Origin of the sequence: Aliiroseovarius marinus (assembly GCF_050881025.1) — a bacterium.
GTDB lineage: Bacteria > Pseudomonadota > Alphaproteobacteria > Rhodobacterales > Rhodobacteraceae > Aliiroseovarius > Aliiroseovarius marinus_A.
Map to the genome: position 1 here is coordinate 919,226 of NZ_JBNNXQ010000001.1, position 21,836 is coordinate 941,061.

The 21,836-nt window shown below is 59.0% G+C and carries 21 protein-coding genes; 7 read left to right on the forward strand and 14 right to left on the reverse strand.

Annotated features, from left to right (window positions below):
• The first annotated feature begins 91 nt into the window (after positions 1–91).
• Entirely contained in the window at positions 92–778 is a 687-nt protein-coding gene (locus ACRY08_RS04355) for a response regulator transcription factor (protein WP_133485480.1), read from the forward strand.
• A gap of 121 nt (positions 779–899) precedes the next feature.
• Here ACRY08_RS04355 and soxR read toward each other — a convergent pair whose 3' ends face one another.
• A complete protein-coding gene (gene soxR, locus ACRY08_RS04360; RefSeq protein ID WP_432448622.1) occupies positions 900–1,364 on the reverse strand; it encodes a redox-sensitive transcriptional activator SoxR in 465 nt (154 codons plus the stop codon).
• Positions 1,365–1,449: 85 nt separating this feature from the next.
• Here soxR and ACRY08_RS04365 point away from each other — a divergent pair, with 85 nt between their 5' ends.
• From ACRY08_RS04365 to ACRY08_RS04385, 5 genes are all read left to right on the forward strand, one after another.
• Positions 1,450–1,827, forward strand: a complete 378-nt coding sequence (locus ACRY08_RS04365) for a VOC family protein (RefSeq protein ID WP_432448623.1) — start codon at positions 1,450–1,452, stop codon at positions 1,825–1,827.
• An 87-nt stretch (positions 1,828–1,914) separates the two neighbouring features.
• Positions 1,915–2,703, forward strand: a complete 789-nt coding sequence (locus ACRY08_RS04370) for an exodeoxyribonuclease III (protein WP_432448624.1) — start codon at positions 1,915–1,917, stop codon at positions 2,701–2,703.
• Positions 2,704–2,756: 53 nt separating this feature from the next.
• On the forward strand, positions 2,757–3,659 hold the full coding sequence (gene trxA / locus ACRY08_RS04375; RefSeq protein ID WP_432448625.1) for a thioredoxin: 903 nt from the start codon (positions 2,757–2,759) through the stop codon (positions 3,657–3,659).
• A 27-nt stretch (positions 3,660–3,686) separates the two neighbouring features.
• Entirely contained in the window at positions 3,687–4,331 is a 645-nt protein-coding gene (locus ACRY08_RS04380) for an LON peptidase substrate-binding domain-containing protein (RefSeq protein ID WP_432448626.1), read from the forward strand.
• Complete coding sequence (locus tag ACRY08_RS04385; protein ID WP_432448627.1) at positions 4,328–4,513, forward strand: Trm112 family protein; 186 nt, start codon at positions 4,328–4,330, stop codon at positions 4,511–4,513. Before ACRY08_RS04380 ends, ACRY08_RS04385 begins: the two co-directional genes overlap by 4 nt.
• A gap of 69 nt (positions 4,514–4,582) precedes the next feature.
• On the opposite strand, the gene ACRY08_RS04390 is transcribed toward ACRY08_RS04385, so the two are convergent.
• The 11 genes from ACRY08_RS04390 to ACRY08_RS04440 form a co-directional block, all read right to left on the reverse strand.
• Complete coding sequence (locus tag ACRY08_RS04390; RefSeq protein ID WP_432448628.1) at positions 4,583–5,845, reverse strand: ABC transporter permease; 1,263 nt, start codon at positions 5,843–5,845, stop codon at positions 4,583–4,585.
• Entirely contained in the window at positions 5,842–6,762 is a 921-nt protein-coding gene (locus ACRY08_RS04395; RefSeq protein ID WP_432448629.1) for an ABC transporter permease, read from the reverse strand. Before ACRY08_RS04395 ends, ACRY08_RS04390 begins: the two co-directional genes overlap by 4 nt.
• An 11-nt stretch (positions 6,763–6,773) precedes the next feature.
• Positions 6,774–7,886: an ABC transporter ATP-binding protein gene (locus ACRY08_RS04400; RefSeq protein ID WP_432448630.1), complete on the reverse strand. Its 1,113-nt coding sequence runs from the start codon at positions 7,884–7,886 to the stop codon at positions 6,774–6,776.
• Between the two features lie 125 nt (positions 7,887–8,011).
• Positions 8,012–9,145 (reverse strand): ABC transporter substrate-binding protein, encoded by a 1,134-nt coding sequence (locus tag ACRY08_RS04405; protein ID WP_432448631.1) that lies wholly within the window; start codon positions 9,143–9,145, stop codon positions 8,012–8,014.
• A 343-nt stretch (positions 9,146–9,488) separates the two neighbouring features.
• Positions 9,489–10,328 carry an EamA family transporter gene (locus ACRY08_RS04410; protein WP_432448632.1) on the reverse strand — a complete coding sequence of 280 codons (840 nt, stop codon included), beginning with the start codon at positions 10,326–10,328 and terminating at the stop codon, positions 9,489–9,491.
• A gap of 4 nt (positions 10,329–10,332) precedes the next feature.
• Complete coding sequence (locus tag ACRY08_RS04415; protein ID WP_432448633.1) at positions 10,333–11,478, reverse strand: iron-containing alcohol dehydrogenase; 1,146 nt, start codon at positions 11,476–11,478, stop codon at positions 10,333–10,335.
• Positions 11,475–12,857, reverse strand: coding sequence for an aldehyde dehydrogenase family protein (locus tag ACRY08_RS04420; protein WP_432448634.1), 1,383 nt, complete (start codon positions 12,855–12,857; stop codon positions 11,475–11,477). Before ACRY08_RS04420 ends, ACRY08_RS04415 begins: the two co-directional genes overlap by 4 nt.
• Positions 12,858–12,867: 10 nt before the next feature.
• The gene (locus ACRY08_RS04425; protein ID WP_432448635.1) at positions 12,868–14,229 is read right to left on the reverse strand and encodes a glutamine synthetase family protein; all 1,362 of its coding nucleotides are present in this window, start codon (positions 14,227–14,229) and stop codon (positions 12,868–12,870) included.
• Positions 14,230–14,258: 29 nt separating this feature from the next.
• On the reverse strand, positions 14,259–15,938 hold the full coding sequence (locus ACRY08_RS04430; protein ID WP_432448636.1) for a Na/Pi cotransporter family protein: 1,680 nt from the start codon (positions 15,936–15,938) through the stop codon (positions 14,259–14,261).
• Positions 15,938–16,717: an inositol monophosphatase family protein gene (locus ACRY08_RS04435; RefSeq protein ID WP_432448637.1), complete on the reverse strand. Its 780-nt coding sequence runs from the start codon at positions 16,715–16,717 to the stop codon at positions 15,938–15,940. Before ACRY08_RS04435 ends, ACRY08_RS04430 begins: the two co-directional genes overlap by 1 nt.
• Positions 16,714–17,502 (reverse strand): DeoR/GlpR family DNA-binding transcription regulator, encoded by a 789-nt coding sequence (locus tag ACRY08_RS04440; protein ID WP_432448638.1) that lies wholly within the window; start codon positions 17,500–17,502, stop codon positions 16,714–16,716. Before ACRY08_RS04440 ends, ACRY08_RS04435 begins: the two co-directional genes overlap by 4 nt.
• Before the next feature lie 194 nt (positions 17,503–17,696).
• Here ACRY08_RS04440 and ACRY08_RS04445 point away from each other — a divergent pair, with 194 nt between their 5' ends.
• Complete coding sequence (locus ACRY08_RS04445; RefSeq protein ID WP_432448639.1) at positions 17,697–19,232, forward strand: alkaline phosphatase family protein; 1,536 nt, start codon at positions 17,697–17,699, stop codon at positions 19,230–19,232.
• On the opposite strand, the gene ACRY08_RS04450 is transcribed toward ACRY08_RS04445, so the two are convergent.
• Together ACRY08_RS04450 and ilvD are read right to left on the reverse strand one after the other, a co-directional pair.
• Positions 19,205–19,888 carry a haloacid dehalogenase type II gene (locus ACRY08_RS04450; RefSeq protein WP_432448640.1) on the reverse strand — a complete coding sequence of 228 codons (684 nt, stop codon included), beginning with the start codon at positions 19,886–19,888 and terminating at the stop codon, positions 19,205–19,207. The two genes, ACRY08_RS04445 and ACRY08_RS04450, sit on opposite strands and share 28 nt — an antisense overlap.
• Positions 19,889–19,987: 99 nt before the next feature.
• Positions 19,988–21,823 (reverse strand): dihydroxy-acid dehydratase, encoded by a 1,836-nt coding sequence (gene ilvD / locus ACRY08_RS04455; RefSeq protein ID WP_432448641.1) that lies wholly within the window; start codon positions 21,821–21,823, stop codon positions 19,988–19,990.
• Positions 21,824–21,836: the final 13 nt, after the last annotated feature.

Here is a 21,836-nt window from a genome sequence, read left to right on the forward strand (position 1 = left end):
ATTGACACGAGGGCGTGAGGGAAATGTAGCAACTCTTGTCATTTTCGTGCGCGCCCACAAATCTGATGTCAACACGACGAAGGAGGGCACCATGTCCACACTGAAGAAGATTTTGCTGGTTGATGATGACGAAGATCTGCGCGACGCTTTGGCTGAACAGCTTCTGATGACCGAAGACTTTGACGTGTTCGAAGCCGGAAACGGGGCCGAAGCAATCACCAAGTCCAAAGAAGCGCTCTATGATCTGGTGATCCTTGACGTGGGGCTGCCCGACACGGATGGGCGCGAGCTGTGCCGCGTGATGCGCAAGCAGGGTGTAAAATGCCCGATCCTGATGCTGACGGGACATGATACCGACGCCGACACTATTCTGGGGCTGGACGCAGGCGCCAATGACTACGTGTCCAAACCCTTCAAATTCCCGGTGCTTCTGGCCCGTATTCGCGCCCAGCTGCGCCAGCACGAACAATCCGAAGATGCCGTTTTCCAGCTTGGGCCGTATACGTTCAAGCCGTCCGTGAAAATGCTGGTGACCGAAGATGACCGCAAGGTGCGTCTGACCGAAAAAGAGACGAACATTCTGAAGTTTCTTTATCGCTCAAACGACGGAGTTGTGGCGCGAGACGTGCTCTTGCACGAGGTCTGGGGCTACAACGCCGGTGTCACCACCCACACGCTGGAAACCCACATCTATCGCCTGCGTCAGAAGATCGAGCCTGATCCCTCGAACGCACGTCTGTTGGTGACAGAAAGCGGCGGGTATCGGCTGAACGCCTGAAGTTCCCTTGTGCCTGGGGTTATGGGCACATTCCTCCCTGCAAGACTGGCCGGGCCCTCGTGGCCCGGTTTTTCTTTCACAGGAAGGTATCCGAACTCTGCTGTGTTTTCGCCAGAGCTCTCTATGCCTCCGGCCTCACGGCCTCATCCCCCATCAAATACCGCGGTCCTGCGCCTTTATCCGCTGCCACATCATCCGGGTTGTAAAGCGCGCAACGGTCCAGTGATAGACAGCCGCAGCCTATGCAACCGTCCAGCTTATCACGCAGGCGGGTCAGGGCTGCGATCTGTTCATCGAGTTCCGCGCGGAAGTCTTGCGAGATTTCGGTCCAGTCCTTGGCGGTGGGCGTGCGGCTTTGGGGAAGGCGCCCCAGCACGTCGCGAATCCGGTCCAACGTGAAGCCGAACTTCTGTGCGATCATCACGAAGCTTAGGCGGCGGATGTCAGACCGAAGAAACCGCCGCTGACCACCCGCATTGCGTTCAGGCGCGACCAAACCTTGGGTTTCGTAGTACCGGATCGCAGACACGGCCAGCCCGGTGCGATTGGCTAAGGTGCCTATGGAAATCTCGTTTCTGCGGTCCATGTGCATCCTCCGAAAGAAAAAGCTTGAGCTAAAGTTAGCTTTAGGAATTATCAACCGAGTCGCACCAAAGATCAAGGAGGCCAAAATGGCAAATCTGGAGCATGTGAATGTGACTGTATCGAACCCCAAGGCGACCGCCGCATGGCTGGGCGCCGTGTTCGGATGGAAGATCCGCTGGGAGGGGGATGCGATGTCGGGTGGATACACGGCCCATGTGGGCGATGAAGACAGCTATGTGGCTCTATACACGCCGAATATGGCGGTAAAAGACCCACAGCATTCCTATACAACCCGCGCTGGGTTGAACCATGTGGGTGTTGTTGTCGATGACATTGACGCGGTCGAAGCGCGCGCCAAAGCCGCCGGGTTCAAGCCGCATAATCACGGGGACTATGAACCAGGCAAACGCTTTTATTTCGACGATCACGATGGCGTTGAATGGGAAGTCGTGTCCTATGCCTGATGAAAGGGGGCGGGATGAAACTCGCCCCTGTTCACCCTATGTTTCTCGGTGTAGGGTCGCCTCAAACGCGCGAAACCGGAGGATATCATGAGCTTCACCCTGGCCACCTGGAACATCAATTCGGTTCGTCTGCGCGAGCCGATTGTCCTGAAGCTTCTCGAGGACGAGGCGCCCGATGTGCTCTGCCTTCAGGAATGCAAAAGCCCGGTGGACAAGATACCGCTCGAAGGCTTCAAGGCGCTGGGCTACACCCACATGGTGGCGCGCGGGCAGAAGGGTTATAACGGCGTCGCAATCCTGTCGCGCATCCCGATGGTCGAGGCTGAAAGTTTTGATTTTGCCGACCTCGGTCACGCCCGCCATATTGCCGGGCAATTGGAAAATGGCGTGACGGTGCATAATTTCTATGTCCCTGCAGGTGGCGATGTCGCAGACCGTGAGGTGAACGAGAAATTTGGCCAGAAGCTCGATTACCTGACAGATATGCGCGACCATTTTGGACGTGAGAAACCACAAAAATCGATCCTTGTGGGTGATCTGAATATTGCCCCGCGTGAAGATGATGTCTGGGACCACAAGAAGCTTCTGAAAGTCGTTAGCCACACACCCGTCGAAGTCGAGGCCCTAGCCGAAGTTCAGGACGCCGCCGGTTGGGTCGACGTCACCCGGCAGGATATCCCCGAAGGCCAGCTTTACAGCTGGTGGTCCTATCGGGCGAAAGACTGGGATGCGGCGGACAAGGGCCGTCGTCTGGATCATATCTGGGCAACGGGTGATATCTCGAAAGCGGGTCATGGGTCACGTGTCCTGCGTGCGGCGCGCGGGTGGGAAAAACCGTCGGACCATGCGCCGGTCTTCGCGACGTTTGACCTTTAAACCCGGGCGCGCAGGGTTCATATAGACCCCAAGGAATTAACGGAGCCAAAATCATGGAATTCGAACTGGGCGGCGCGCCGGACGGCGTGGAACTGATCAAGGATGTAAGCGAAGCAACCTTCATGCAGGACGTGGTCGAAGCGTCGCAAGAAGTTCCGATCATCGTCGATTTCTGGGCGCCTTGGTGTGGCCCGTGCAAAACACTTGGCCCCGCACTGGAAGCGGCTGTGACCGAGGCTGGCGGCAAAGTGCGCATGGTCAAGGTGAACGTGGACGAGAACCAGATGATTGCCGGCCAGATGCGCGTGCAATCCATTCCGACTGTCTATGCCTTCTGGCAGGGTCAGCCCGCCGATGGGTTTCAGGGTGCGTTGCCCCCCAGCGAAATCAAAGCCTTCGTTGACAAGGTCGCGGCCCTTGGTGGGGACGGCGGTCTGGCCGATGCGATTGCCGCAGCTGACGAAATGCTTGAAGCGGGCGAGGTTCAGGACGCCGCCCAGACCTATGCGGCGATCTTGGAAGAAGACCCCAATTCGGCCCCTGCCTTTGCGGGTCTGGCCCGCTGCCATCTGGCCGCCGACAAGCCCGATGACGCCGAAGCCACGCTGAACGGAGCCCCGGCCGAGATTGCCGATGCGCCCGAGCTGGAGGCCGTGCGCGCCCAGATCGAGCTGGCCCGTCAGGCTGAAAGCGCCGGCCCCGTGGCCGAGCTGCGCGCCGCTGTTGATGCCAACCCCGATGACCACCAGTCCCGCTTTGATCTGGCCGTGGCGATGAATGCGGCTGGCGATGTGCAGGGTGCCGTCGATGAGCTGCTCGAGCTGTTTCGCCGTGACCGCGAATGGAACGATGCCGCGGCCAAGACCCAGCTTTTCACGATTTTCGACGCGCTGGACGCCAAGGATCCCATCGCACTGACTGGGCGTCGCAAACTGTCGTCGATGATCTTTGTATGACGGGCAAGGTCGCGCTAGACTGGTTTTATGATCTCTCACGCTGACCTGCCTGACACTCTGCCGCTCTTCCCTCTTTCGGGCGCGCTGCTCTTGCCGCGCGGCCGCTTGCCCTTGCATGTTTTCGAACCGCGATACCTTGCGATGGTGGATGATGCGCTGAAGACACCGGGTCGGATGATTGCGATGATTCAGCCCATCGGCGAGGAATGCGGCATCAACACGCGGCTGCAATCCATCGGCTGTGCCGGGCGGATTACATCATTCACCGAGACCGAGGATGGGCGCTATATGGTGACGTTGACTGGCGTATCTCGGTTTCGGGTGGGCAAGGTCGAACAGGGTTTCACGCCCTATCTTTGCGCGGGCATGGACTGGGCGAGCTTTCATGCCGATCTGGGTGCCGCCGAGCATGATCAACAGATGGACCGCACGGGGTTTCTGGACCTTCTGACGCGGTATTTTGATCTGGAAGAGCTGCAGACTGACTGGGACAGCCTGCAATCCGCCGAAGACGAGTTGTTGGTCAACGCGCTGTCGATGCTCTGCCCGTTTGACCCGGCTGACAAACAGGCGCTCTTAGAGGCGCCATCTCTGACCACCCGTCGTGAAACGCTGGTCACGCTGATGGAATTTGCCCTGCGAAAAGGACAGGGAGAGGAGAAAATACAATGACTGAAACGCAAGGTTTTGACCGTCGCATGATCGAGGCATTGGTCTGCCCCGTCACCCAGACGCCGCTGAGCTATGACGCTCAGGCGCAGGAGCTGGTGTCGAAAGCCGCGAAGCTGGCTTTCCCGATCCGGGGTGGCATTCCGGTGATGCTGGTGGACGAGGCGCGCAAGCTGGACGATTGATCCAACCGACCCAAACGTGAAAAGGCCCGGCGTGATGCCGGGCCTTTCCTGTTTTGGGTCGCAGCGCCGCTAGTTGTCGTCGCTGTTCAACGCATTTGGATCGAACACGTTTCCGAAACCGGAATTGTTTGACGATCCGGCTTCAGGTGCCGCGCCTTCGTCCTCTTGCAAGGTGCTTGGGGCAAAGACGTTGCCGAAGCCCGAGTTGTTGGACGGCTTGGGTGCAGACGTCACAGCCCCGCCCTCGGCGCCTTCTTTCGCGGCCTTCTCGGCGGCGTCCTTGGCACGCTTGTCCTTCAGCTCTTGAATGCGCTTCTCGGTCTCGATGCGCTTTTGCTCCTGCACACCGGCGATACATTGCGCGGGGCTATAGGTCATGGCAGAGCCAATCACCGTCACCGTTCCGATCAAAAGCACGATCAGCGCGATGGCAGCCGGGTTGCGGCTGATGATGCCGGGCACCTCGATCTTGCCTGCAAGCTCGCCCACTGTGGCATCCTTGCGCGCATCCGCAATCATCGCTTTGCGCTTGATGTTGGCTTCGTTCAAAAGCGCGAAGAACACCGTCAAAGCCACGATCATGAAGGCCAGCGCCGAGATCGCCGGGGTGATCCCGTAACGGACCTTTTGGGCCAGTTCGATCGTCAGCGTCGGGTATTCCCCGAAGGTGAAGGTGGTGGTGTTGTAGTTCTCGAACGAAGCGAGGAACGCCAGCACCGCCGCCGACAGGATCGCGGGCATCATGAAGGGCATCAGCACCTTGCGGAACGCCTGAGCATGTGTGGCACCCAGGTCCAACGCCGCCTCGGTCAGCGCAATGTCATAGCGCTGAAGACGGGCCACCAGGACCAGCATGCAATAGCTGGCAATAAAGGTGGACTGACCGATGATGGTCAGAAACAGCCCGTTCGACAGGAAGCTGTCCGCGCCCAGTCCAAGCATCCGGTTGATCCGATCCCAGAACACCAGTGTCGAGATACCGATCACAACGCCCGGAATAAGGATCGGTGCGATGATGATCGTGTAGTAGGTCGCCCGAAGCTTGGGCCAGATCTGCGTCAGCATCAGTGCCCCCGCCAGACCCATGGCGACCGACATGACCACGGTGCCCATCCCCACAAGGATCGAGTTCTTGATCCCGTTCAGGATACGTTCGTCCTGAAACAGCGCTGAGAACCATTCGAAGGTCAGGCATTCCCAAGGGGCCGCCCGCGGGAAGCTGGGCGAGTTGAACGCCGTGATCGACATGACGACCAGCGGACCCAGCAGATAGGCAAAGAAAATGCCCAGATAGACCCAGATCGAGACGCGTATGATTTTATCAGAGGTCATTTGCCGATATCCCCCATGTTCACTTTGAACACGCGCATCAAGGCCAGCACCAGAAGGATACAGGTGACAAGCAGAACGATCGCGTAGGCCGCACCTTGTGGCCAGTCAGAGTTGTCGTTGAACTGCTGATAGATCAGCTGGGTGAACCAAAGCGAGGATGGCCCGCCAAGGATCTGCGGCGCGGCCAGCGCACCTGCAGACAGCATGAACACCATCGTACAGCCCGAGCTGATGCCCGGTTTGGCGTAGGGAATGACCACCCGCTTGTGGATGCGCCACCAGGGTGCACCAAGGTCACGTGCGGCCTCGATCTGATTGTGATCAAGGCTTTCGATCACGTTGTAGATCGGGAAGATCATCAAAAGGATGTAGGCATACCCAAGACCCGCATAAAGCGCGATGTCATTGCGGATGAAGTCAAAGGGCGTGTCGAAAACCCCCGTGCCCACAAGCAGCGTGTTGATGACGCCGCTTTCGCCAAAGATGATGCGCAGCGCAAAGGCCCGCAGAATCTCGTTGATCCAGTAGGGAATGATCAGCATCAGCGCGAAAACGCGGATGTGATTGCCCTTGGTCTGGCCCAGATAATAGGCAATTGGATAGCACAGGATCAGGTTGAACAGCGTCACACAGACGGCGGCCACCAAGGTGCGGAAGAATACTTTCAAGTCCACCGCGTTGTAATCCTGTGACCCGCCTTCGGGGCCATAGATCAGGTATTTGTAGTTCTCGAGCGTATAGACATCCTTCGGCCCACCGATTTCGGGCGGGGGAAGGTTTGGTCGGAACGAGAAGTCCAGCATCGACAGCTGTGGCAGGATGATCAGGCCAATGGTCCAGAAAAGGACCAGACCCAGCATCAACGATCCCATCAGCGTGCCGTTCCGGTTGAAGAATTCCTTCAGGAAACTAGGCATCGCTCCACTCCTTATTCCGCGGCCAATTCGCCGGCGGGGACGGCAACGGCGTTGTCGACCTCGTATTCCAGCGTCATGTCCTGGCCTGAATGGTCATCGAAGGACTGGCCGTGATTGGGGATGGCAACTTTCAGTTCCTTGCCGCCGTCGCCTTCCATGAAGATGTTGAAGCTGTTGCCTTCAAATTCCTCGTGGGTGACTTTTGCGGTGACGAAATGGTCGCCCTGTGTGCCGGTCGGCGCCAGAGAAAGCGCCTCGGGGCGGATGAACATCATAGCGTCGTCGCCGACCTTCATCTTACCGTGATTGGCGGTCGAAATGCGCGACAGCAGATCGCCCGAACGGTTGGTGCGGATCAGGGCGTGGTTGTCACGCACCTCCAGCACCTTGCCACGGAAGACGTTGTTTTCGCCCACGAAACTAGCGGCAAATGCGGTCGCCGGATCGTTGTAGATGGTTTTGCCATCGGCGATCTGGTCGATCACACCTGCGCGCATCACGGCGATGTCGTCCGACATGGTCAGCGCCTCGCCCTGATCGTGCGTGATGTAGATGAAGGTGATGCCCACCCGCTGCTGAATCTCGCGCAGCTCGGTGCGCATGTGTTGGCGCAGCTTCAGGTCCAGCGCGGACAGCGGTTCGTCCAGAAGCAGCACGTCCGGTTCGGCGCACAGTGCACGGGCAATCGCCACACGCTGACGCTGGCCGCCTGACAATTCGCTGGGCAGCTTGTCGCCCTGTCCGGGCAGCGCAATCATGTCCAGAAGCTCGTCTGCGCGCTTGCGACGTTCGCGGGCTGAAGCCCCGGCAATCTCCATCGAAAACGTGATGTTTTCCCAGATTTTCATCAGGGGAAACAGCGCGAGGTTTTGGAAAATCAGCGCGGTTGGGCGTTTGTTCGGCCCGATCCCACGCATGTTGTTGCCCCCGATCAGCACATTGCCTTCGCTGGGCTCAAGAAAACCCGAAACGGCGCGCAAGATCGTGGTCTTGCCGCAGCCCGATGGCCCGAGGAACGAAAAGAAATCGCCCCCTTTGATGTGCACATTCGCGTCGCGCACGGCGACGAAATCTCCAAAGCGGATCCAGAGGTTTTCAAGATCGACGCCTACTCCGGCACTCATATGGTCTCTCCCCATGAACAGGCCGATCACGCGCTGAGATCAGGCGTGCGACCGTTTTCAGACGTTTCAGTCAGGTTGGTGACGCGCCCCCACCCCATGGCGGAGGCGCGCAATCTTCAAGTCGCTTAGGCGCTCTTGAACTTGTTGACGAACTCGGTGCGCACGTCGGCATACCAAGGCGCTTCAGCAGGCCAGGGGTTCAGGTTGGCCAGGCTGTCACCCGGATAGGCTTCGGCGAAGTTCTTCTTGTAGGTGTCGCCCGAATGGGTGTCGGCACCCAGAACCGGCGAGTTATAGCCGTGGCTGTCGATCGCCTTGCCGGCTGGCTGCTGGCGATAGGCATAGTCGATGAAGGCATAGACTTGCTCTTCATTGGTGGCACCAACCGGCATCGACATGCCGTCCACCCATGCCATCGCGCCTTCGACAGGTGCCTGATAATGCACCGGCTCACCTGCCGATTTCAGGGCCAGCGGCGGACCATCCCAGGTCTGACCAACCACGACGCCTTCGTTCAGAAGACCGTTCTTCTGGGTGTCAGCGTCGTTCCAGATCAGCTTGATGCGGTTCTTGCGTGCGATACACCAATCGGCGATCTGACCCCAAACCTTGCGCATGGTGTCTTCGTCGTTGTAGGCGGCCCAGACCGAGCCCGGCTCCATCTCGCCCGAGGCTTCCATGTAAAGGCCAGCCCCCAGCATCATCGAGTGGGCGCGCCCCATGGTCTTGCCTGCGTTTTCTTCCGACCAGACGTCGCCATAGCTGGGCGCGTCGCCCGAGGGCAGCCATTTGTCGGTGCGATAAGCGATACCTTCCGTGCCCCAGATATGCGGCAGCCAATGGGCGCCCGCGTCACCGAAGTTCCATGCGTCGGTGCCGATTTTCGCCATCGCCGGGTTCACCGCGTCAATGTTCACTTTCGACAGGTCGAATGGTTTCAGCAGTTCAAGCGGCCCCCACTGCAGCGAGCGGTTGTTGGTCGGCGATACGATGTCAAAGCCCTGACCCTTGGTCGCTTTCATCTTGTTGATGATTTCTTCGTTCGAGCCAATGCCGGTGTAGTTCACCTTGATGCCGGTCTCGCCTTCGAACCCTGCGATGAATTCGGGCGGCAGATAGTCCGACCACATCAGGATGTTGATCTCGCCCGACGATGCCAGCGCGTTTTTCACGTAGAGAGGCGTGGCCAGTGCCGCTGCCCCCATCGTGGTCGCGCCTTTCAGCACCGAGCGGCGGCTGAATTTGGTCTCTGTTGTCATGGTTTTCTCCCGTTGGTTTTGTCGTCTTTTGTTATGCAGTCAGTCTTTGACATAAAGATCGGTCAAAATAGCACCAGCTACCTCTGCCCGATCAGTCCAGATGGAAGGAGTTCCAAGGTGCGACGGCAATAAATGCCTATCTGGATGCACGATTTCACCCTTCTTTCTTATTTGCACCCCGACTCAACTGCGCGTTTTATGTGGCTCGTTTTTAGCCCACACCCGGACATTGTTCTCGATTTTAGAATCGATTTCATGACAATCCAGTTTGCAGAACGCATGTAAGTGTCGGACGTGTTTGCGCTATCTGTCAACATTCCTCTGTGTCGGATTCCCTCCTCTGTCAGATTGAAAGGCCGATCAATGCCACACCTGATGCCATCAGACAGGCCGCCATCAGGCGTCGTTTCCAGTTGCCTTCTTTCAGAAAGAGAAACCCGATCAACGCCGCAAAAATGACCGAGGTTTCCCTAAGCGCGGACACCGCGCCCAAGGGCGCAAAGTTCTTGGCATAGAGCACCAGACCATATGCGACCATCGATACGCCGCCGCCCAACATCCCGATGACCCAGCTGCGCAGGGGCAGCGAAAACATCGCGCGCCCGCGCCGGATCGCCACGAACCCGGTGATGAAAATATGTAAAACCGAATGCCATGCCCAATAGCTTAGGGTTTGGCCGGAAAGGCGTACCCCGACGCCATCAACAAGCGAATATCCTGAAATGCAGATCCCGGTGCCCACGGCAAAAAACAAGGCAGCCCGCCCAACCCCGTGGCGCAACGCGGTCCAGCTGGACACTTGTATGGCCACTGCAATCAAAGCAATGCCCAACCAGGCTTGCGCGGGCAGAATTTCGCCCACAAAAAGCATCGCCCAAAGCGACACCAAGGCCGGCACAATGCCCCGGGCAATTGGATAGACAACGCTGAGGTCGCCATGCTTGTAGGCCTGTCCCAGCATATAGAAATATCCGAAGTGGATCACCGTTGAGGCCAGCAGGTAAGGCCAGCTTTCTATTGCTGGTAACGGGAGCACCGCAATCATCGCCAGACCGGGGATCACATGCCCCAAGGCCACCAGCCCCAATGTCGCCGTCCGATCCCCCGCCGTTTTCACGATGGTGTTCCATGTGGCGTGCAGCAATGCCGCCGACAGAATGATCAGGACGATGCCAGGGGTCATCGGGTCAGATCACCGCATCAAAAAGTTGCCGCAGGTTGTCACGGGTCAGCTCGACCGGGTTGCCGCCGCAACTAGGATCGTGAATGGCCCCTTCGACCAGTGCGTCCATCTTTTCGGTGCTCACGCCCATCTCGGACAGTTTGCGCGGGATGTCGAAGCTATCGTTGAACGCCTTCACGAAATTCTGAAAACCCCTGAACCCACCGTCTACGCCCAAATAGCCCGCCGCGCGGTCAAAGCGGTCTTTAATGGCGTCTGCGTTGAACTCAAGAACAGCGGGCATACAGACCGCATTTGTTGTGCCGTGATGGGTGTTGAAGATCGCGCCAACCGGGTGGGACAGCGCGTGGATCGCCCCCAGCCCTTTTTGAAACGCGGTCGATCCCATGGCGGCGGCGGACATCATCTGCGCGCGCGCTTCAAGGTCCGATCCGTCCTTATAGGCGCGCGGCAGATAGTCGATGACCAACCGCATGCCCTCCAGCGCAATACCTTGGCTCATCGGGTGATAATGAGGGCTCGAGAAGGCCTCGACGCAATGGGCGAAGGCATCCAATCCGGTGCCTGCCGTGATGAATTTCGGCATGCCAACGGTCAGTTCAGGGTCGCAAATCACGACAGATGGCAGGACCTTCGGGTGGAAGATGATTTTCTTCTCATGGGTGGCAGAGTTGGTGATGATCGAAGCCCGGCCAACTTCGGAACCGGTCCCTGCGGTGGTGGGAACGGCAATAATGGGGGCGATGCCGGCGGGGTCCGCGCGGGTCCACCAATCACCGATGTCTTCAAAATCCCAGACCGGGCGGGTCTGACCAGACATGAAGGCGACCATCTTGCCCAAGTCCAGACCCGAGCCACCGCCAAAAGCGATTACCCCGTCATGGCCGCCGGCCTTATAGGCCTCTACCCCGGCATTCAGGTTAATCTCGGACGGATTTGGATCGACCTCGCTGAACAGGCCACGGCCAAGTCCAGCGGCTTCCATGATATCGAGCGCCGCGTCTGTGATCGGCAGGTCAGCAAGCCCTTTGTCGGTCACCAAAAGCGGGCGCTTCATGCCAGCTTGCATGCAGGCCTCGGGCAGCTCCTTGATGCGGCCAGCGCCAAATTTCACAGCGGTCGGGTAAGACCAGTTTCCCATAAGGCTCATGATGTCACCTTTTTCAGATGGTAGGATTTCGGGCGCGTGAGGTTGTGAAAACCAATGACGGACAAACCGCCACCGCGCCCAGTGTTTTTGCAGCCGGTCCAGCACAGACCCGGGTCAAGATAGTCGGCACGGTTCATGAAAACTGTCCCCGTTTCGACCTGATCCCCCACACGCGCGGCACGATCCATGTCTTGGGTCCAAAGGCTCGCGGTCAGACCAAATTCGCTATCGTTCATCAACGCGATGGCGTCTTCATCGGACGTGACCTTCATGATCCCCACAACAGGGCCAAAGCTTTCATCCCGCATCACGCGCATATCGTGGGTGACACCCGTCAGGATTTGCGGGGTCAGGTAGGCGCCGCCGTCATCCTCGGCAAACCTGTCGATATGGGCCACGGCCCCATCGGCCAATGCCTCGGAAATCTGCGCGCGCACCTCATCGGCAAAGCGCACATTCGCCATTGGACCAAGCGTGGTTTCCGGGTCCAGAGGATTGCCCAGCTTGTAACCCTTCACGATCTCGATGGCCTTCGCGACGAAGTCATCAAACAGGCTCTCGTGCACGTAGATCCGTTCGATCCCACAGCAGCACTGACCGGAGTTGAACATCGCGCCGTCAATCAACGTGTCGACCGCTGCATCCAGATCGGCGTCTTCCATGACATAGCCGGGGTCTTTGCCGCCCAGCTCGGTGCCAACGCCCGTGAACGTGCCCGCCGCCGCGCGCTCCATCGCCCGACCACCGCCAACGGACCCGGTGAAGTTCACGAAGTCAAACGCGTTGCCCGCGATCAGATCATTGGTCACGTCATGGGACAGGAAGACATTCTGAAACACGTCCTCGGGAAGGCCTGCTGAATGAAAGGCCTGTGCCATGCGCTCACCCACCAGCAACGTCTGGGTCGCGTGCTTCAAAACGACCGCATTGCCCGCAATAAGCGCCGGTGCGATGGTGTTGATCGCTGTCATATAGGGGTAGTTCCACGGGGCCACGACAAAGACGACGCCATGCGGCACACGCTTGATATAGCGTTTGAAGGTCTCGTCCTCGCCCACCTCGATATCAGCAAGGCTCTCTGCAGCGATCGAGGCCATGTGGCTCGCGCGTTCTTCAAACCCGCCAAATTCGCCACCATAGCGCACGGGTCGGCCCATCATATGCGCCAGCTCTGGCACAATCTCGTCGTTCATTGCGCCGACGGCGGCCACGCCTGCCCTGACCAGATCGACACGTTCGGCCAAGGGGCGCGCGGCCCATGCCTTTTGTGCGCCCCGGACGCGATCAACGACGGCACGCGCAGCCTCAAGCGACAGCACTTCACGCTCTGCAAAAACCGATCCATCAATCGGCGAGATACATTTCAACAGCTCAGACATGTTTGCTTCCTTATGCCCGCTCAAATCCGCGCGCGATTTCCCAATCGGTCACCACGCGTTCAAATTCTTCGATTTCGACCTCGGCGGCGCGGGTGTAGTGGTCCACCACCGCGTCCCCCATCGCGGCCCGCAACATCGCTGACCCGTGAAGCGCATCGCGCGCGGCCTGCAAATTGCCAGGGATCATCCCGCTTTCACCCTGATAGACATCGCCCGAGGCAGGCGGTTGCAGCTCCAACCCCTCCTCGATCCCCGCGATCCCGGCGGCAAGCATCCCGGCAATCGCCAGATAGGGGTTCATGTCCGACCCGGGAATGCGGCACTCAACCCGCACGGCTTTGGTGCCGTCTCCACAGAGCCGATAGCCCGCCGTGCGATTGTCCACTGACCAGATGATCCGCGTGGGCGCAAATGTGCCCTTCATGAACCGCTTATACGAGTTGATGTATGGTGCCATGAACGCGGTATAATCGGGAGCGTATTTCAAAAGCCCCGCCATGTAGTTTTTCATCAGCGCCGACATACCCAGATCATCGCTGGGATCAAAGAAGGCGTTCGCCCCGTCTTTCCACAGCGATTGATGCACATGGGACGACGACCCCACCTTGTCGTGATGCCATTTCGGCAGGAAGGTCGCGGCATGCCCCTGCTGCCACGCGATTTCCTTGACCGCGTGTTTGGCGATGGTGTGATAAGCGGCTGTGTCCAGCGCAGGGGCGTATTTGATATTCAGCTCTTCCTGCCCGGTCTCGGCCTCGCCTTTCGAGTTCTCCACCGGCACGCCCGCATTCCACAGGTGATTGCGGATGGGGCGCATCACGTGTTCTTCCTTGGTGGTCTGCAGGATGTGGTAGTCTTCATTGTAGCCAGAGATCGGGGTGAGATCGCGAAAGCCTTCCTTGCGGATCTCATCAAAGCTCTTCTCGAACAGGAAAAACTCCAGCTCTGTTGCCACCATGGCGTCAAAGCCCATTGCCTCCAGCCGCGCCACTTGCCGTTTCAGGATTGCGCGGGGCGAATGGGGGACTTCTTCGTGGCTGTGATGGTCAAGAATATCGCACAGCACCATCACTGTGCCGTCCAGCCACGGCAAGGGGCGCAAGGTCGACAGGTCCGGCTTCATGACATAGTCGCCATAGCCGCCTTCCCACGAGGTCGAGGCGTAACCGTCGGGCGTGCCCATCTCCAGATCCGTGGCGAGCAGGTAGTTGCAGCAATGGGTTTCCTCGTATGCACCCGCCACGAAGTGACCCGCGTGAAACCGCTTGCCCATCAGGCGCCCCTGCATGTCGACAAGGCACACCAGCACCGTGTCGACCGTTCCGGCGGCGACCTGCGTTTTCAGGTCCTCAAATGTCATCACGCCCGTCATGGCGTTTCCTCCCATGTTGGGTCCGGCGGCTATCTTGCCACTTCGGACATGTCTTCGATCAACCGCGTTTCCAGAAGTTGCCCGTTGCGGTACAGCACCGGATAGGCGACCGCGGCGATATGGCTGTTAAACTCACGAAAGGCGCGCAGGGTTTCCAGATGGATGTCCGAGGTTTCGAAACTGTCCACCAGCCCTTCTTGCAACCGTTTCAGATGCCGCTTGCGGCTTTTGCGCTCTGCGCGTTTCACCTCGGTCTTCTCAAGGCTCAAAAGCCGCGCGCTTTCCAGATCATCTGACAAAAGCACATTCGAAGCGAGTTTCAGATTGGCGAGGCTGCACTCATGCAGGTTGCGCAGCTCGGTCCAGCCCTGTTCGGAAAACCGCGCCTGTTTTTCGCGCATTTGCCGCGCCAGAGGGGCCAGACGCTTGGCCACCACATCCCCCGCCGTTTCCAGCCGGATCGCGTATTCCATCAGGTCGCGCGCCAGCTTGGCGTTTTCCTTGCCAAACTCGCGTTGCGGGATCGCAGCGACAAACTCGCGGATACCGGTCAGGCGATCGTTCACGTCGCGATCCAGTGCAATCACAGCCCGGATGCTGTCTTCGTCGCCGCGGCGATACAGGTCGATCGTGGGCCGAAACATATTGCCGACCATATCCGACATCGTCAGAAGCTCTTGCTTCAGGCTGGCGATGGCCTGTGCAGGTGTGCCGATGTTTTCAGGATCAAGCGCCGAGTGCGACTGCAGTGTCGCCAAGGGATCATCGGGGTGTTTTGACCCGTTGGGCATCACCCCGGCGATGGGCGCCTCTAGCAACCTGACGAACGGCAAAGCAATCAGCAGAAGCGAGGCATTGAAGGCGATATGCGCGCTGACCAGCGCCTGCCCGGTTTGGGGCCAGGTGATCATCCCGGCGCGGGTGGCCAATGTGCAGGCAAACAGCATCGCCACCGCCCAGCTGCCTCTGAGCAGTAGGTTCGCAAAGGGAATGCGCCGCGCGGCGGGGGACATGCCACGAGACAGCCAGACCGGAATGAACCCTGCACCGAAATTGGCCCCCAGCATCAGGGACAGCCCCGCCGCAAACGGCACCGCGCCGATCTGCACAAGGGTCACACACATCAGGATCGCCGCAACCGAGCTGTGCATGACGAAAGCCAGCGCGCCACCGACAAGGAACGCGGTGATATAGTCGCGTGCAAGGTAGTTGGCGATCGCGGGCAGGAACGCACTGTCACGGATCGGGTCCATGGCTTCGCGCAGGAACCTGAGCGAGATCAGGATGAAGGCGATCCCCATCAGGATACGTCCGGCCTGCCGCCAGCTACGGTTTTCTGTTTTGACAAACAACCAGCCGCCTACCGCCAAAAGAACCGGCACCAGCCAATCAAGGCGGAACGAGAGGATCTGGATGATCAGAGCGGACCCAAGGTCACCGCCCAGCACAATCGCAAGGCCCGAAGCGAAGCTCAGGAACCCGCCAGCGGCAAAGCCCGCCGCCAAAAGCGCAACTGCGGCCGAGCTTTGCAAGACCACCGCCAGCCCAAGACCCGCCGCTGCGGTGCCGAGAAGGCTGCGTTCGCTGGTCATCATACGTTGGAACGAGGCCCCATAGCTTCGTTCGATCCCTGTGCGCACCATTCGTACGGCAAAGAGCAGCAACATGACTGCACCAAAAAGCTGGATGAGGAAGCTCAGGATCGCCATCAGTCGCCCCGTACCAAATCGAGCAACTCCGCGTGCAGGTCCGGCGTCGCCGCCGAAACCACCCGCCCATCTGATCCGAGGTTCAGCGCCTTGCCGTCCCAATCCGTCATCACGCCACCCGCCGCTGTCACCACGGCAGCGACCGCAAGAAAGTCATAGGGTTCCAGATCATAGTCGATCACCGCATCCACATGGCCCGCCGCGACCAGCGCATGCGGGTAGCAGTCATAGCCAAAGCGCCGCGTCTGCCCGGCCTGCATCAGCCGATCAAACAGCGCAGGGTGGTCACGATGCAGCTTGTCACCTTCGTTCACGTAGAGAATGGCCTGATCCAGCCGGGTATGACCCGACGCCTTGATGGGCTTGCCGTTCAGGCTTGCGCCCTGTCCGGGCACGCCTAGAAAGACCTCTTTCAAGGCCGGCATGCCGATGACGCCCAGGTCGGGGGAACCGCCCGTCAGATGGGCCAGCAAGAAGCCAAACAGCGGGTGACCGGACAGAAAAGACCGCGTGCCGTCGATCGGGTCGATGATCCACATGCGCCCCGCAGGATCGCCCTCGACTCCGTGCTCCTCGCCAAAAATGCCGTGCTCGGGGAAATGTGTTTTCAGATAGCGCCGGACCTCGGTTTCAACCGCCTTGTCGGCTTGTGTGACCGGGCTTTCATCTGCTTTGAACGCGACCCCAAGGCGGCCGTGGAAAAACTCCATGGCTGTGTCGCTTGCCATCTCGGCCATGCGCAGCGCATGGGTGGTCAGGGCGAGGTCCGATCCGTTCATTTCCGCTTGGCCTTGCAGATGATCAGCTCTACGCCCCAAGCCACCAACGCCTCGGCCAGCTTGCCTTTCGGGGCCTTATCGGTCAGGGCGAGGTCTACCCGTTCGGGCGGCATGCCCTGATGTGGGGCTTTCTCGTCGAATTTGTCATGATCCATGCAGACGGCGATCCGATCGGCGCATTCGGAGATGACTTCGGCCAGCGCCGCTTCGGCCGGGTTGGTGTATAGAAACCCCCGTTTGGCTGACACGGCATCAATGCTTAGAACCCCAACATCAAATGCAAACCGTCTGGCTTGCTGGGTCGTGACGTGACCGAATGTCCCGCGCTCGTCACTTTGCATCTCGCCACCCAAAAAATGCACCCTGTTGCCATTGTGGTTCATCAGGGTCTGGGCAACACCAATGGAGTTGGTAACCACCGTCAGGTTCCAGCGCGCGCGCAGCTCTTCGGCAACGAATGCGGTGGTCGATCCCACATCCAGAAACACGGTCATTCCATCCGCAATCAGATCGGCCATTCCCGCTGCAATCTGGCGTTTTTCATCTGCATTTTGTGCGATGCGTCGAAAGAAACTGGGGTCCGTTTGTCCGCCCGCCAGATAGGCGCCGCCATGCACCCGTTCTACCGCCCCGGCTTTTGACAGCGACTTGATCACCCGGCGCACGGTTTCTTCAGATACATCCAAAATCTTCGCCAGTTCTGCTGAACGCGCTGATCCTCCCATTCGGCGCAGGGCAGAAAGCAATTCCAGCTCGCGGTGAGACAGGGTTGATGGGTCGGTCACAGGTGGCTCCAATTGGTCAGATACCCACATCCATCCATAGAAATCCACAAGTCGGCAAGAAAAATGTCACTTATTCGACCAGATTCGTGAATGCGAATGCAAAAACTGTCAAAATCCCCCAAAACCACAACTTGTGCTGGACCCGGCGAAAAATACTGTCCTATCAATTCGGGGATACGCACAGGAGAATCGCCGTGACGGACAGGAAAAACGTGCTTTTTATCATCATCGACCAGCTGCGGGCGGATTGCCTGCACGGTGCGCTGGCCGATCATGTCGATTTGCCGAACCTGCGGGCGTTGATGGCTGACAGCACCACGTTTCAGCGACATTTCTCGGTTGTGAACCCGTGCGGGCCGTCGCGCGCCTCGATCCTGACCGGGCAATATTCGATGAACCACCGGTCGGTGCGTAATGGGACGCCCCTGCGCCACGACACGCCCACCCTTGCCAGCGAGATGCGTAAGGCGGGCTATCTTCCCATGCTGTTTGGCTATACCGACACCACGCATGACCCGCGTGTTCATACGCCCGATGATCCGTTGATGCAGACCTACGAAAGCCCCATGGCTGGCTTTGTCGAGCAGGTCGAGATGCGGCTGGAGATGTCCTATCCGTGGCGATCATACCTGATGGGCAAGGGGCATCATTGGGACAACTACTGGCAGCTCTATATCCCCGGCGGAGATGGGTCCGCTATCAATGCGCCCGCTGTCTATAGCGCCGAGGACAGCGACACCGCCTTCCTGACCGACCAGTTCCTTGACCGCATGCCTGCCTATGCCGATCAAAGCTGGTTCGCCCATCTGACCTATATCCGCCCGCACCCGCCGCTGGTCGCGCCCGCGCCCTATAACGACATGTATGACCCTGCCAGCTTGCCTTCACCTGCGCGCGTTGGGTCGCGTGACGATGAGGCCGCGGTACATCCTTTCTTTGGGCCCGCACTGGCCAAGGAAACGGCTGCGAATTTCGTCATTGGGGCCAAGGCGGATGACAGCGACGAGACCTTGCAGGCGCTTCGTGCGGTCTATCTGGGTCTGGCCACCGAGGTGGATCACCATATCGGGCGCGTGGTCACATTTCTGAAAGAGAGCGGTCAGTGGGAGGATACGTTGCTGATCGTCACGGCGGATCACGGCGAAATGCTGGGCGACCACCATGCCTGGGGCAAGCATTCGGTCTATGATGCGGCCTATCACACACCTCTTATCATCCGGGCGCCGGGAGGCATTGGCGGACATGTGGTGGACGTGCCGACCGAAAGCATTGACCTGACACCCACCATCCTGAACTGGGTGGGGCAGGAGGTGCCAAACGCAATGGACGGGCGGTCTTTGCTGCCCTTTCTATCGGGCGCCACGCCTGATGACTGGCGGAGCTATTCCTACTCGGAGCTGGACTTCGGTGACCCGATCACGCCAACCCTTTGGCAGAAGAAGCTGGGCTTGGACGCGAGCACGTCCAATGTAGCCATTCTGCGTGACAACCGCTTTACCCTGATCGAATTTGCCGCCGACCTTCCGCCGCTTCTGTTTGACCACGACGGAAAAGGCGAGCTTCAGAATGTCGCCGAAGACACGGCGTTCTTGGCTGATCTGACCCGACTGACACGTCAGATGCTGCGCCATCGGATGCGCAATATGGACCACACGCTGTCGCATGACATGGTCACAAATGACGGCCCCAAACGTGCAACGCGTTATCCTGAAAACGACGCCAGCGCGTAGTCGGCCACGTCCTTAAGGCTTTGCCCGCGGGCCATGGGTTCTACGCCCAAGCGGTCCATCGGCAGACCTGCGCGGTTCAGCCAAATGGTGTGATAACCGAACCATGTGGCCCCACAGATGTCCCAGCAGTTGGACGAGACGAAAAGGATCTCGGACGCGTCACAGCCAAACGCATCCGGGCCCATCTGATAGGCCTCGGGCGCGGTTTTGAACTTACCCACGGTGTCGACAGACAAGACATGATCCAAAAGCCCGCCCAGCCCTGCGGCGTTGAGGGCGTTGTCGATCATCGCACGCGTTCCATTTGACAAGATCGCCATCGGCACGCCCGCAGCCTTCAGACGGGTCAGCTGCGCGTGGTTTTCATCAAATGCGGCAAGTCTGTCATAGGCCTGCATCAGGGTCGCGCGTTGCTCTGCGCTGGGCGAAACAGAGTGCAGCGCGCAGGCATAATCCAGCCCGTCACCGGTGACCTGCCAGAAATCGGCATAGCGGTCGCACATGGTGCGAAGGCGCGTGTACTCAATCTGCTTGTCGCGCCAGGTGGTGACAATCGCTGGTCCTTTGCCCGGGAACAATTCTTCCGCCAGAGCACCCACAGAATAGACATCCAGAAGGGTGCCATAGGCGTCAAACGCAATCGCTTTGATGGACATGGGGGATCCTTTCCGTTTGGCCAAGCCTAGGGGCAGATGGGGCCGTCAGGAAAGGGAAAACGGGCGCGTGGGTATTCCTACCAACGCGCCCGGATGTGTTTAGTCGATGACGCGAACAGCGCCTTTTGCAGCGGACGAGGCCAGCATCGCATAGGCTTTCAGCGCTTTAGACACTTTCCGCTTGCGCGGCTCGGCGGGCACCCAGCCTTTTTCGTCCTGCGCGACCCGGCGCGCGGCCAGTTCTTCGTCCGAGATGGCAAGGTTGATGGTGCGGTTCGGGATGTCGATCTCGATCTTATCACCGTCCTGCACCAGTCCAATGGCGCCACCTTCTGCGGCTTCCGGCGAGGCGTGACCGATCGACAGGCCCGAGGTCCCACCCGAGAAACGGCCGTCTGTCAGCAGCGCACAGGATTTGCCCAGACCTTTCGATTTCAGGTAGCTGGTCGGATAGAGCATTTCCTGCATACCCGGGCCACCGCGCGGGCCTTCGTAGCGAATGACCACAACGTCGCCTTCCTTGACCTTGCCTGTCAGGATGTTGTTCACCGCCGCGTCCTGGCTTTCGCAGACATGGGCGGTGCCGGTAAATGTCAGGTTCGACGCATCAACGCCAGCAGTCTTCACGATGCAGCCATCCTCGGCGATATTGCCGAACAGAACCGCCAGACCACCGTCTTGGCTGAATGCATGTTCCTTCGACCGGATCACGCCACCTTCGCGGTCGGTGTCGAGTTCCTTATAGCGGTTCGATTGGCTGAACGCCTGCGTGGTGCGCACGCCACCGGGGGCCGCCTTGAACAGGCTCTCGGCCTCGGGATTGTTGGCGACCTTGATGTCCCATTTGGCAATTGCCTCGCCCATGGTCGAGGAATGCACGGTCGAGCAGTCGTTGTGCAAAAGCCCTGCGCGCGACAATTCACCGAGGATCGAGAAGATGCCACCCGCACGGTGCACGTCTTCCATATGCACGTTGTGGATGTTTGGCGCGACCTTGCACAAGCAGGGTACTTTGCGGCTGAGTTGATCCATATGGGTCATGTTGAAATCAACTTCACCCTCGTTGGCGATGGCCAGAAGGTGAAGAACCGTGTTGGTCGACCCACCCATGGCGATGTCCAGAGACATGGCGTTCTCGAACGCTTCAAAGGTCGCGATCTCGCGCGGGAGCAGGCCTTTTTCTTCGTCCTGATAGTGACGTTTGGTGATCTCGACGATCTTGCGGCCGGCTTCAAGGAACAGGTTCTTGCGGTCCGCATGCGTGGCAAGTGTCGAGCCATTGCCCGGCAGCGCCAAGCCCAGCGCCTCGGCCAGACAATTCATCGAGTTCGCGGTGAACATGCCTGAACACGACCCGCAGGTCGGGCAGGCGTTTTCTTCGATATGCTGAACCTGCTCGTCGGTGAAATTATCATCCGCCGCGGCAACCATTGCGTCCACAAGGTCAATCTTGGTCATGTCCAGATCGGCAATGTCAATCTTGCCCGCTTCCATCGGACCGCCGGACACGAAGATCACCGGGATGTTCAGGCGCATGGCGGCCATCAACATGCCCGGCGTGATCTTGTCGCAGTTCGAGATACAGACCATCGCGTCCGCACAGTGGGCGTTGACCATATATTCGACACTATCGGCGATCACTTCGCGCGACGGTAGCGAATAGAGCATCCCGTCATGGCCCATCGCGATCCCATCATCCACGGCAATGGTGTTAAACTCTTTGGCGACGCCGCCTGCGGCTTCGACTTCACGCGCGACCATCTGGCCCAGATCTTTCAGGTGGACGTGACCCGGCACGAACTGCGTGAAGCTGTTCACAATGGCGATAATCGGTTTGCCGAAATCGCTGTCGGTCATTCCGGTGGCGCGCCAAAGGCCGCGGGCACCGGCCATATTGCGGCCATGGGTCGAGGTTCTGGATCTGTAAGCGGGCATTTGGTCCCTACCT

Excerpts from the sequence above, each read along its gene's own strand:
- ACRY08_RS04415 (WP_432448633.1), bottom strand. The coding sequence starts at position 11,478 with ATGAGCCTTATGGGAAACTGGTCTTACCCGACCGCTGTGAAATTTGGC.
- ilvD (WP_432448641.1), bottom strand. The coding sequence starts at position 21,823 with ATGCCCGCTTACAGATCCAGAACCTCGACCCATGGCCGCAATATGGCC.
- soxR (WP_432448622.1), bottom strand. The coding sequence starts at position 1,364 with ATGGACCGCAGAAACGAGATTTCCATAGGCACCTTAGCCAATCGCACC.
- ACRY08_RS04395 (WP_432448629.1), bottom strand. The coding sequence starts at position 6,762 with ATGCCTAGTTTCCTGAAGGAATTCTTCAACCGGAACGGCACGCTGATG.
- ACRY08_RS04450 (WP_432448640.1), bottom strand. The coding sequence starts at position 19,888 with ATGTCCATCAAAGCGATTGCGTTTGACGCCTATGGCACCCTTCTGGAT.
- ACRY08_RS04425 (WP_432448635.1), bottom strand. The coding sequence starts at position 14,229 with ATGACGGGCGTGATGACATTTGAGGACCTGAAAACGCAGGTCGCCGCC.
- ACRY08_RS04435 (WP_432448637.1), bottom strand. The coding sequence starts at position 16,717 with ATGAACGGATCGGACCTCGCCCTGACCACCCATGCGCTGCGCATGGCC.
- ACRY08_RS04405 (WP_432448631.1), bottom strand. The coding sequence starts at position 9,145 with ATGACAACAGAGACCAAATTCAGCCGCCGCTCGGTGCTGAAAGGCGCG.
- ACRY08_RS04370 (WP_432448624.1), top strand. The coding sequence starts at position 1,915 with ATGAGCTTCACCCTGGCCACCTGGAACATCAATTCGGTTCGTCTGCGC.
- ACRY08_RS04380 (WP_432448626.1), top strand. The coding sequence starts at position 3,687 with ATGATCTCTCACGCTGACCTGCCTGACACTCTGCCGCTCTTCCCTCTT.
- ACRY08_RS04400 (WP_432448630.1), bottom strand. The coding sequence starts at position 7,886 with ATGAGTGCCGGAGTAGGCGTCGATCTTGAAAACCTCTGGATCCGCTTT.
- ACRY08_RS04420 (WP_432448634.1), bottom strand. The coding sequence starts at position 12,857 with ATGTCTGAGCTGTTGAAATGTATCTCGCCGATTGATGGATCGGTTTTT.
- ACRY08_RS04430 (WP_432448636.1), bottom strand. The coding sequence starts at position 15,938 with ATGGCGATCCTGAGCTTCCTCATCCAGCTTTTTGGTGCAGTCATGTTG.
- ACRY08_RS04410 (WP_432448632.1), bottom strand. The coding sequence starts at position 10,328 with ATGACCCCTGGCATCGTCCTGATCATTCTGTCGGCGGCATTGCTGCAC.
- ACRY08_RS04365 (WP_432448623.1), top strand. The coding sequence starts at position 1,450 with ATGGCAAATCTGGAGCATGTGAATGTGACTGTATCGAACCCCAAGGCG.
- ACRY08_RS04390 (WP_432448628.1), bottom strand. The coding sequence starts at position 5,845 with ATGACCTCTGATAAAATCATACGCGTCTCGATCTGGGTCTATCTGGGC.
- ACRY08_RS04385 (WP_432448627.1), top strand. The coding sequence starts at position 4,328 with ATGACTGAAACGCAAGGTTTTGACCGTCGCATGATCGAGGCATTGGTC.
- ACRY08_RS04355 (WP_133485480.1), top strand. The coding sequence starts at position 92 with ATGTCCACACTGAAGAAGATTTTGCTGGTTGATGATGACGAAGATCTG.
- trxA (WP_432448625.1), top strand. The coding sequence starts at position 2,757 with ATGGAATTCGAACTGGGCGGCGCGCCGGACGGCGTGGAACTGATCAAG.